This is a genomic window from Kitasatospora sp. NPDC096147 (assembly GCF_044763225.1).
Classification (GTDB): Bacteria; Actinomycetota; Actinomycetes; order Streptomycetales; family Streptomycetaceae; genus Kitasatospora.
On sequence record NZ_JBIWFX010000005.1, the window covers coordinates 340,418 to 349,397 of the forward strand.

The 8,980-nt window shown below is 76.5% G+C and carries 10 protein-coding genes; 5 read left to right on the forward strand and 5 right to left on the reverse strand.

The genetic code is table 11. The annotated features are described in order from the left end of the window. Positions 1–7: 7 nt before the first annotated feature. Positions 8–1,516 (reverse strand): MFS transporter, encoded by a 1,509-nt coding sequence (locus ACIRBX_RS19205; RefSeq protein ID WP_402298125.1) that lies wholly within the window; start codon positions 1,514–1,516, stop codon positions 8–10. Between the two features lie 103 nt (positions 1,517–1,619). Here ACIRBX_RS19205 and ACIRBX_RS19210 point away from each other — a divergent pair, with 103 nt between their 5' ends. Further along, positions 1,620–2,135, forward strand: coding sequence for a MarR family winged helix-turn-helix transcriptional regulator (locus tag ACIRBX_RS19210; RefSeq protein ID WP_402298126.1), 516 nt, complete (start codon positions 1,620–1,622; stop codon positions 2,133–2,135). Positions 2,136–2,204: 69 nt separating this feature from the next. On the opposite strand, the gene ACIRBX_RS19215 is transcribed toward ACIRBX_RS19210, so the two are convergent. Both ACIRBX_RS19215 and ACIRBX_RS19220 read right to left on the reverse strand, forming a co-directional pair. Next, on the reverse strand, positions 2,205–2,714 hold the full coding sequence (locus tag ACIRBX_RS19215; protein ID WP_402298128.1) for a methylated-DNA--[protein]-cysteine S-methyltransferase: 510 nt from the start codon (positions 2,712–2,714) through the stop codon (positions 2,205–2,207). Continuing rightward, positions 2,711–4,279 carry a DNA-3-methyladenine glycosylase 2 family protein gene (locus tag ACIRBX_RS19220; RefSeq protein WP_402298129.1) on the reverse strand — a complete coding sequence of 523 codons (1,569 nt, stop codon included), beginning with the start codon at positions 4,277–4,279 and terminating at the stop codon, positions 2,711–2,713. The genes ACIRBX_RS19215 and ACIRBX_RS19220 overlap by 4 nt, the downstream gene beginning before the upstream one ends. 176 nt (positions 4,280–4,455) lie before the next feature. Between ACIRBX_RS19220 and ACIRBX_RS19225 the strand changes: the two genes are divergently transcribed. Then, positions 4,456–5,514: a LacI family DNA-binding transcriptional regulator gene (locus ACIRBX_RS19225; RefSeq protein WP_402298130.1), complete on the forward strand. Its 1,059-nt coding sequence runs from the start codon at positions 4,456–4,458 to the stop codon at positions 5,512–5,514. Positions 5,515–5,584: 70 nt separating this feature from the next. After that, positions 5,585–6,106 (forward strand): very short patch repair endonuclease, encoded by a 522-nt coding sequence (locus ACIRBX_RS19230; RefSeq protein WP_402298132.1) that lies wholly within the window; start codon positions 5,585–5,587, stop codon positions 6,104–6,106. Here ACIRBX_RS19230 and ACIRBX_RS19235 read toward each other — a convergent pair. Continuing rightward, the gene (locus ACIRBX_RS19235; RefSeq protein ID WP_402298134.1) at positions 6,072–6,800 is read right to left on the reverse strand and encodes a TSUP family transporter; all 729 of its coding nucleotides are present in this window, start codon (positions 6,798–6,800) and stop codon (positions 6,072–6,074) included. The two genes, ACIRBX_RS19230 and ACIRBX_RS19235, sit on opposite strands and share 35 nt — an antisense overlap. A 163-nt stretch (positions 6,801–6,963) precedes the next feature. Between ACIRBX_RS19235 and ACIRBX_RS19240 the strand changes: the two genes are divergently transcribed. Together ACIRBX_RS19240 and ACIRBX_RS19245 are read left to right on the forward strand one after the other, a co-directional pair. Next, entirely contained in the window at positions 6,964–7,824 is an 861-nt protein-coding gene (locus tag ACIRBX_RS19240) for a 2-phosphosulfolactate phosphatase (RefSeq protein ID WP_402298136.1), read from the forward strand. Then, entirely contained in the window at positions 7,821–8,255 is a 435-nt protein-coding gene (locus tag ACIRBX_RS19245) for a protein-tyrosine phosphatase family protein (RefSeq protein ID WP_402298138.1), read from the forward strand. Before ACIRBX_RS19240 ends, ACIRBX_RS19245 begins: the two co-directional genes overlap by 4 nt. Before the next feature lie 201 nt (positions 8,256–8,456). Here ACIRBX_RS19245 and ACIRBX_RS19250 read toward each other — a convergent pair whose 3' ends face one another. Beyond that, positions 8,457–8,810: a hypothetical protein gene (locus ACIRBX_RS19250; protein WP_402298140.1), complete on the reverse strand. Its 354-nt coding sequence runs from the start codon at positions 8,808–8,810 to the stop codon at positions 8,457–8,459. Positions 8,811–8,980 lie beyond the last annotated feature (170 nt).

Consider the following 8,980-nt stretch of genomic DNA (forward strand, 5'->3'; position numbering starts at 1 on the left):
GTCTCCGTCAGCCCTTGCGGCCCTGCCCCGGCAGGACGGACCGGGCGGACGGGACCTGCGAGGCGGTCGGAGCGGTGCGGGCCGCGCGGTTCCGCGTCCGCCCCGCCGCCCAGGCCGCCGTCAGGGCGACCAGCACCAGCAGTCCGAGCACCGCCCGCCCCCCGGCGGTCGGTCCGGCCAGGTGCACGCCGAGCACCGGCAGGGCGGTGCCGAGCGCGGTGCCCAGGCTGCGCACCATGCTGAGCAGCCCGCCGCCGACCGCCGAACTGGCGGGCGGTATGGCCCGCATCACCAGCGCGTTGTTGGCCGGGAGCAGCAGCCCCAGCCCGTACCCCGCGACCGCCAGCGACCCCGCCGTGGTGGGCACCGTCGCCGCCCCGGCGGCCGGCAGCAGCGCGGCCCCGGCCAGGCCGAGCGCCGCGACCAGCGCCCCGCAGCGGGAACGGGCCGCGTCACTCCACCCACCGGGCAGCAGCGCGCCGCCGACGGTGGCGGCCACCGCGAAGGCGGCGGGCAGTGCGGTGATCACCAGCCCGGCGACCGCCACCGGCACGCCCGCTCCGGCCAGCACCACCGGGCCGAGCACCAGCGGGCAGAACAGCAGCAGGTAGCCGACCAGCGCGATCAGCAGGCCGGTCCGGATGCCGGGGGTGTTCACCAGGCCGGGCGGGATCAGCGGACGGTCGGCCCGGCGCTCCTGGCGGGTCAGGGCCAGCCCCAGCCCGGCGGCGAGGAGCAGCAGGACGGCCACCGCCCAGGCGGGGAGCGGCAGTCCGGAGGCGGCCGAGAGTCCGAGCAGCGCGGCGGTGCCGGCGCCGGCCAGCAGGAGCAGCCCGGCCAGGTCGAACCTGCCCTCCGGGCGCGGCAGCCGCCGGCCGGCCCGGTCGGGGTCGGTGCGCGGCAGCAGGAACCAGCCGGCCACCAGGCCGATCAGCCCGATCGGCACGTTGACCCAGAACGCCCAACGCCAGGAGGCGTGCTGGACCAGCAGGCCGCCGAGGGTCGGCCCGAGCGCCAGGCCGAGCGCCTGCGCCGCCGCCTGCACCCCGAGCGCGGTCCGCATCGCCCGCTCGGGCACGCCCCGGGCGACCAGTGCGACGCTGTTGGCCTGCATCATCGCGCCGCCGACCGCCTGCACGGCCCGGCAGGCGACCAGGATCCAGAGGCTCCCGGCCGCCCCCGCCCCGAACGAGGCCAGCGCGAAGACCGCGAAGCCGCCCAGGTAGACGGTCTTGCGGCCGATCAGGTCCGACAGCCGGCCGACGGGGGCCAGCAGCACCACCAGCACCAGCAGGTACGCCAGCGAGACCCAGGCGACGGCCGCGAAGCCCGCGTCGAAGGTCCGCTCCAGCGCGGGGAAGACCAACGCGGTGACGCTGGCGGTGAGCTGCCCCAGGAAGGCGCCCAGGCAGACCGCGCCGACGGCCAGCCAGTGCGCGTACGGGCGGGTGGCGATCACCCGGGGCCGGGGGCGTTCGACCAGCAGGCGTTCGGTGAGCTCTCGCACGGTGGCCATGGAGAAAATATATCTGCTACCGACACAATCGGTCCACAGAGCTACCGTCCCACCCCGTGGCGGGACCGGATCGCCGTCCCTGCCGCCCGCTACGCTGTCGCCCATGTCCTCCCAGCCCAGCGCCGTCCCGCCCGCCCGCACCGACTCCCCGGAGAGCGAGCGCACGCTGGAGCAGGCCCAGCAGCTGACGGACGTGATCACCCGGCTCCGCCGGGCCCTGCGCAGCAGCATCCGCACCGACTATCCGTGGGAGTCGCTGCCGATGGCCCAGGTCGAGCTGCTCCAGACCCTGGCCGCCGCCCCGCTCCGGGTCGGCGAGTTGGCGACCCGTCAGCGGCTCGCCCCGAACACCGTCAGCGGCCTGGTCGGCAAGCTCCTGGACGCCGGCTTCGTCGACCGCCAGCCCGACCCGGGCGACCGCCGGACCGCCCGGATCGCCCTCACCGAGGCCGGCCGGCGCCAGCTCAACGACTGGCAGCAGGCCCACGAACGCCGTCTCGCCGACGCCCTGCGCGGTCTCGGCGAGGCCGACTGCCAGGCCGTGATGAACGCCCTCCCCGGCCTGGAGCTGCTGGCCCGCGCCCTCAGCACCACCCCGCCGGAGGACCGCTCGCACTGATCGGTTCGCCCCCCGGGGGGAGCAGCACGGTTCACCCGAGCCGTACGCCCCCGAACGCCGGACCGCCGCTCAGAACAGCGAGCCCCGCTCCAGCGCCAGCAACTGCCGCTTGCGCTCCACACCCGCCGCGAAGCCGGTCATCGCGCCGTTGGCCCCCAGCACCCGGTGGCAGGGCAGGATCACCAGCAGCGGATTGGCCCCGACCGCACCTCCCACCGCCCGCACCGCCGTCGGCGGCTGGCCGGCCATCGCACCGAGCTCGCCGTAGGTGACGGTCTCGCCGTACGGGATCTCGGCCAGCGCGGCCCAGATCGCCCGCCGGAAGTCGCTGCCCTCGGGGTCGAGCGCGAGCTCGAAGTCGGTCCGCTCCCCCGCGAAGTACGCGTCGAGCTGCACGACCACCTCACCGAAGGCCGCGTCGTCCGCCACCCATCCGTCGGCCGGACCCTCCGGGGCGCCCTTCTGGCCGGGTGCGGTGACCGAGCGGAGCGCGACCCCGCCCGCGCCGTCCGGCACCCCGCTGAGCAGCAGCCGGCCGAGCGGGCTCTCCATCGTCGTGTACACCGTCGCCACCGTCACGCCCGCTCACTCCCTGACTCACCGTCAACCACCGTGCCCCGCAAGGCCTCCGGACCATTCTCCCGCCCCGCCGGGGTGAGCGAGGCCCACAGCCGGTGCACCGCGTACGAGCGCCAGGGCGCCCAGGCCGCGCCTGCCACCGCCGCCGCCTTCGGGTCGCCGGGGTGGCCGAGCCGGAGCAGGCCGTGCTTGACGCCGATGTCGCTGGGCAGGAAGACATCCGGGTCGGCCAGCGCCCGCATCCGCAGGTAGCCGACCGTCCAGGGGCCGATGCCGGGCAGTGCGAGCAGTTCGGCGGCGGCCACCTCCCGGTCCACCCCGGCGTCCAGCCGGACGGCGCCCTCGGCCAGCGCCGCGCACAGACCGCGCAGCGCCCGCTTGCGGGCCTCCGGCATGGCCAGGTCCTCCGGCGCCGCCTGCGCCAGCGCCGCCGCCGTCGGGAAGAGCAGCCGCAGCCCGCCGTTCGGCTCGGCCAGCGGCCGGCCGTACTTCTCGGCCAGCCGGCCGGCCAGCGTGCGGGCGGCGGCCACCGTCACCTGCTGGCCGAGCACCGCGCGCACGGCGAGCTCGTGCGGGTCCACGTGCCCCGGGGAGCGCACCCCGGGGCGGGCCCGGACCAGCTGGCCGAGCACCGGGTCGGCGCCGAGCTGGCCGTCCACCGCGTCCGGGTCGGCGTCCAGGTCGAAGAGCGCGCGCAGCCGGTGCACGGCGGTGGTCAGATCGCGCAGGTCGGTGAGCTGGAGCCGGCAGTCCAGCCAGCCCCGGTCCGACCGGTCACCCGGAGCCAGACCGTCCACCTCGGCGACGGCGTTCCCGTACGGGAGCGCGAGGGTGCGGCGGTAGGTCCGCACGCCCGGGCGTCCGCCGTCCACCACCTCCTCCACTCCGGGGACGGCGCGCAGCGCCAGGAAGTCCAGCAGGTGGTCGGCGTCCAGCGCGCCCCGGTAGGCCAGCCGGAGCCCGATCTGCCCGGCGGTGACGGCGCCGGGCCGGTGGCCGTTGGCCTCCGCGCGCAGGCCGCTCGGGGTGCGGTCGTACACCTCCCGGACGGTGTCGTTGAACTGACGGACCGAGGAGAAGCCGGCCGCGAACGCGATCTCGGTGACCGGGAGTTCGGTGGTCTGGAGCAGCAGCCGGGCGGTCTGCGCCCGCTGGGCGCGGGCCAGCGCGATCGGCCCGGCGCCCAGCTCGGCGCTCAGCTGGCGCTGCAACTGCCGTGCGCTGTAGCCGAGTCGGTCCGCCAGGCCGGAGACACCCTCGCGGTCCACCACACCGTCACCGATCAACCGCACCGCCCGGCCGACCAGATCCGCCCGGTGGTTCCACTCCGGCGAGCCGGGCACCGAATCCGGACGGCAGCGGCGGCAGGCCCGGAAGCCGGCGCCCTGGGCGGCGGCCGCCGTCGGGTAGAAGGTGCAGTTGACGCGCTTGGGCGTCACCGCGGGGCAGCTCGGGCGGCAGTAGATGCCGGTGCTGCGGACGGCGGTGAAGAACACCCCGTCGAAGCGGGCGTCCCTGCTGTCCACCGCCCGGTAGCGGGTGTCGTCGGTCAGGTTCTCGGTCACGTCCTCCAGTCTGCGCCACCCCGCGGGGTGCGACTGGCGGGAATCGGACACCACCGTGGCCACCGTCCGCCGGGCTTCGTGAGAGCGCTCTCACGCTTGTCCCGCACCATGAGTATGCTCTGTACCGACACATCCCCCCCGTTCCTGCCCGCACCGCTCTCCCGAGGAGTTCCGAGGTGGCCCAGCCGCAGTCCGAGGCCGAGTCGGCCGGTCCGCTCTCCCGCCCGACCCTGGAGTCGGTCGCGGAGCGCGCGGGCGTGTCCCGCGCCACCGCCTCCCGGGTGATCAACGGCGGCACCGGCGTCCGGGAGCCGCTGCGGGAGAAGGTCCAGCGCGCGGTCGAGGAGCTCGGCTACGTCCCCAACCTGGCCGCCCGCACCCTGGTCACCCGGCGGAACCAGGCGATCGCCGTGGTGGTCGCCGAACCGGAGAGCCGCCTCTTCTCCGACCCCTTCTTCGCCCAGCACCTGCGCGGCATCAGCCGCGAGCTCTCCGCCGCCGACAACCAGATGGTGCTGCTCTTCATCGAGGACCAGCAGGACTACCAGCGGGTCGGCCGCTACCTGGCCGGCGGCCACGTGGACGGCGCCCTGCTGTTCTCCCTGCACCAGAGCGACCCGCTCCCCGAGATGGCCCGCCGGGTCGGCCTCCCCACCGTCATCGGCGGCCGGCCGGGCTGGCCCGGCGCCGAGTCCGACCGCGAGCTGGTCTACGTCGACAGCGACAACCGGGGCGGCGCCCGCACCGCCGTCCAGCACCTCCGTTCCCTCGGCCGCACCAGGATCGCCACCATCACCGGCCCGCTCGACCAGACCTCCTCGATGGACCGCCTCGACGGCTACCGCGACCTGCTCCCCGACGGTGACCCGGCCCTGATCGCCGTCGGCGACTTCACCCCCGAGGGTGGCCGCCGCGCGATGGCCGAACTCCTCGACCGGCGCCCCGACCTGGACGCGGTCTTCGCCGCCTCCGACCAGATGGCCTCCGGCGCCCTGCACGTCCTGCGCGCCCACGGCCGCTCCGTCCCCGAGGACGTCGCCGTCGTCGGCTTCGACGACGTCGAGTCCATCGCCGCCTGGACCGAGCCCCCGCTCACCACCATCCGTCAGGACATCGAGGAGATGGGCCGCCTGATGGCCCGCCTCCTGCTCCGCCGCCTCAACACCCCCGCCCAGCCGCACACCCCCAGCTCCGTCATCACCCCCACCCGCCTGATCCTCCGGGGCTCGGCCTGAGCGGCGCACGCAGCACACCCCGCACCACCGTCCGGTCGTGTCCCGGGGCCCGCCGGGCAGTCGGCAGGAAGTGGAAGATCCGACCCGCCGCACCGGCGCGCCGACACCCGGGGACGCCAACGCGCTTCGCGTGATGCGCGCGCAGCGCAGCGTCGACACCCGCCCCGAACTCGCACTGCGCCGGGCGCTGCACTCGCTGGGGTTCCGGTACCGGGTGAACCTGCCCCTCCACGGGATGCGCCGAAGCCGCGCGGACCTCACCTTCGTGCCCTGGCGGACCGCGGTCTTCGTGCAGGGCTGCTTCCGGCACGCGTGCCCCCGGCACCTACACGCCCCCCGGCACAACGCCGAGTGGTGGTGGGAGAAGCTCAGGCAGAACGTCCTGCGTGACCAGGACACCGACGCGCACCTCGTCAGGCTGGGCTGGATCCCGCTGCGGATCCGGGAGCACGAGACCGTGGAGACCGCAGTGGCCGGCGTGGTCGAGGTACTCGCCCACCAGGGGCACCCCCGTGCTTCGGCCCTCGGCGGAAGCTCCCCCGTTCACCGACGCGGCATCAGAGGCCCAGCAGGCCCTTCGTCAGCGTGCTGAGCCCGCCCGCCATGGCGATGCCCAGGACCACCCGCCGGGCCCAGCGCTCCGGGACGCGGCCGGCCAGCGCGGCACCGGCGAGCGCGCCGCCAGCGATGCCGACGGCGGCGAACGACCAGCCGGCCGGGGTGAGGTGGGGGAGACCCTTGGCCGAGACGGAGAGGACGTTGACCAGGAAGCCGTAGCAGAGGGCGTTGGGGAGGAACTCGCGGACCGTCCAGCCCGCGTTGACGGCGTAGAGGGAGAGCGGCGGACCGCCGATGCCCGCCGCGGTGTTGAGGAAGCCGCTGGCCGCCCCCGCCACCACCGCACCGCCGGTCCCGCGCAGCGCGGCGGCCCGGGCGCCGGCCAGCACCACCACCACGGCACCGGTCACCACCAGTCCGACCCCGATCAGCAGGGCGGGGGCGGACAGCCGGTCGGCCACCCATGCCCCGGCCGGGACGGTGGCCCCGGCGGCCAGCACCAGCGCGACCATCGCCCTCGGCCTGACCTCCCGCCAGCTCCCCGCCAGGCCGATCAGACTGACCACCCCCGAGGCGCAGTTGGCCAGCGCCACACCCTCGGCCGGACCGATCAGCAGGGCCAGCACCGGCACCGCGACCAGCGCGAGCCCCATCCCGGCCATCCGCTGCACCGTCGAACCGAGCAGCACCACCACACCCAGCCCGACCTCCGCCGCCCAGCCACCCATCGCGCCCCGCTCCCCCACATCCGCCCACGGTCAGAAGCGGCCAGCCTGCGCCCCGGGCGCGCCCGTGATCAACAGAATTCGGCCGCCCCTCCGGACCGGTGGAGCAGCAGGTCCGGCCGGGTGCCCTGGAGGGCCCGCCCACGCGGTGGCATGATGCCCCGTCATGGACCAGGACGCGTGGAGCACCCAGAGCGGGTACGGGGTGCGGTTCGAGTGGGGGCCCACCGGGGCGGGGCGGCTGGCCGGGGCGGTGGCGGCCCTGGTGGTGGTGGACGTGCTGTCGTTCACCACCACGGTGAGCGTGGCGGTGGAGCGCGGCATCCGGGTGTACCCGTACCCGTGGAAGGACGACGGGGTACGGGAGTTCGCGGCCCGGCACGGAGCGGAGCCGGCGGTCGGACGGCGCGAGGTCTCGGACCGCTCGCCCTGGTCGCTCTCCCCTGCGGCACTGCGCGTGGCGCCCTTCACACCGCGGCTGGTGCTGCCCTCACCGAACGGCTCCGCCATCGCGGCAGCCGCGGCCGAGCGGGTGCCGGTGTACGCCGCCTGCCTGCGCAACGCGACCGCCGTCGCCCGCCACCTGCGCGCCGAGGGCTACGGGACCCCGGCCCGGCCGGTCGCGGTGATCGCGGCGGGCGAGCGCTGGCCGGACGGCTCGCTGCGCCCGGCCGTCGAGGACCTGCTCGGAGCGGGCGCGGTGATCGCCGCCCTGCCGGCCGCCCACCGCTCCCCGGAGGCCGCCTTCGCCGCCGCCACGGCGGGCGTCTCGGCGACCAGCACCGGTCTGGCCGCCGCCGTGGCGGCCTCCGCCTCCGGCCGTGAACTCACCGACGGCGGTTGGCCGCAGGACGTGGCCGTCGCCGTCGAGGCGGACGCCTCCACCGTCGTCCCGGTGCTGACCGACGGCGCCTTCACCGGCATCGTGGGCCCACCGGCGAGCTGGGACCCCCCGACCACCGACGCCGCCGAGGGCGCGACCGACGGCGCCACCACCGCCCTCGCCCCGGTGGTGGGCCCGCGATGACCTGGGACCCGACCGCCACGGGTGTCCTCCGGCTCCCCTCGGGCCGCCTGATCCGGGGCCGGGGCCTCAGCCGTCCGCTGCCCTCCGGACCGCCGCCGCAGTTCGCCCTGTACCTGCTGGGGCGTCAACCCCGGCCCGTGGACTGGGAGTTCCAGTGGGTCCGGTGGCCGGACTTCCGCCTCCCCGCCGACCCGGCCGCCGCCACCGAGGCGCTGCGCACCGCCTGGCGGCGCGCCGGCACCGAACGCGTCGAGGTCGCCTGCGCGGGCGGCCGGGGCCGCACCGGCACCGCGCTGGCCTGCCTGGCGGTGCTGGACGGCGTCCCGGCCGACGAGGCCGTCGGGTACGTCCGCGCGCACTACTCACCCCACGCGGTCGAGACACCCTGGCAGCGCCGCTACGTCGCCCGCTTCGCCCCTCCGCCGGGCTGACCCCGGGCTGCCCTTGGCCGCTCCCCCTGGCCACGCCTCCCGGCGGCCTGCCCCGGTGCACCGACCACGCGCGCCGCCACGGTCCTGACGGTGACGAAGCTGCGGAGGACCGTGCCCTCCTCGACGTCGGCAGCCGCCCGCACGGTCCCGTGGTCGCCGCTGCCGTCCCGCACGCCCGGGCCCGCCCGCCCCAGAGCCGGTTCAACCCCTCCCCGGGTGGTCGGAGGTGCCGGTGCCGACGGCCATCGCCATCCCCTGTCCGACGCCCGACACGTGGCCGCCCCGCACCAGCGACTCCAGCCTCCCGCGCAGCAGGGGATCACCCTCGACGGCCTGCCGGACGGCCGCCCTCACCAGGGCCTCCGACTCCGCCGGCAACGGTTCGGCCCAGGGCGGCACCACCCCGCCGGAGCTCAGCCCGAACAGCCGCTCCAGCAGCCTCCTCCCCAGAGCGGCACTGGTCCGCGTCGCCGCCTCCCCGACCCCCGCCAGGACCGGACCGGCGACCGCGAGCAGGGACGGCATCGCCGCTTCCACCGTCTGTGCCACATCCATCGCGTGCTCCCGTGGTCCGCGTGCTCCCGTGGTCACGACCGACCGGACGGGGCCGGGGGGGCCCCCCCCGCCCCCCCGGGGGGCCCCCCCCCCCCCCCCCCCCCCGCCCCCCCGCCCCCCCCCCCGGGCCCCGGGGGCCCCGCCCCGCGCGCCCCCCCCAGCAGCCCACA

Coding starts and splice junctions, on each gene's coding strand:
- ACIRBX_RS19235 (WP_402298134.1), bottom strand. CDS start 6,800: ATGGGTGGCTGGGCGGCGGAGGTCGGGCTGGGTGTGGTGGTGCTGCTC.
- ACIRBX_RS19205 (WP_402298125.1), bottom strand. CDS start 1,516: ATGGCCACCGTGCGAGAGCTCACCGAACGCCTGCTGGTCGAACGCCCC.
- ACIRBX_RS19210 (WP_402298126.1), top strand. CDS start 1,620: ATGTCCTCCCAGCCCAGCGCCGTCCCGCCCGCCCGCACCGACTCCCCG.
- ACIRBX_RS19245 (WP_402298138.1), top strand. CDS start 7,821: ATGACCTGGGACCCGACCGCCACGGGTGTCCTCCGGCTCCCCTCGGGC.
- ACIRBX_RS19240 (WP_402298136.1), top strand. CDS start 6,964: ATGGACCAGGACGCGTGGAGCACCCAGAGCGGGTACGGGGTGCGGTTC.
- ACIRBX_RS19250 (WP_402298140.1), bottom strand. CDS start 8,810: ATGGATGTGGCACAGACGGTGGAAGCGGCGATGCCGTCCCTGCTCGCG.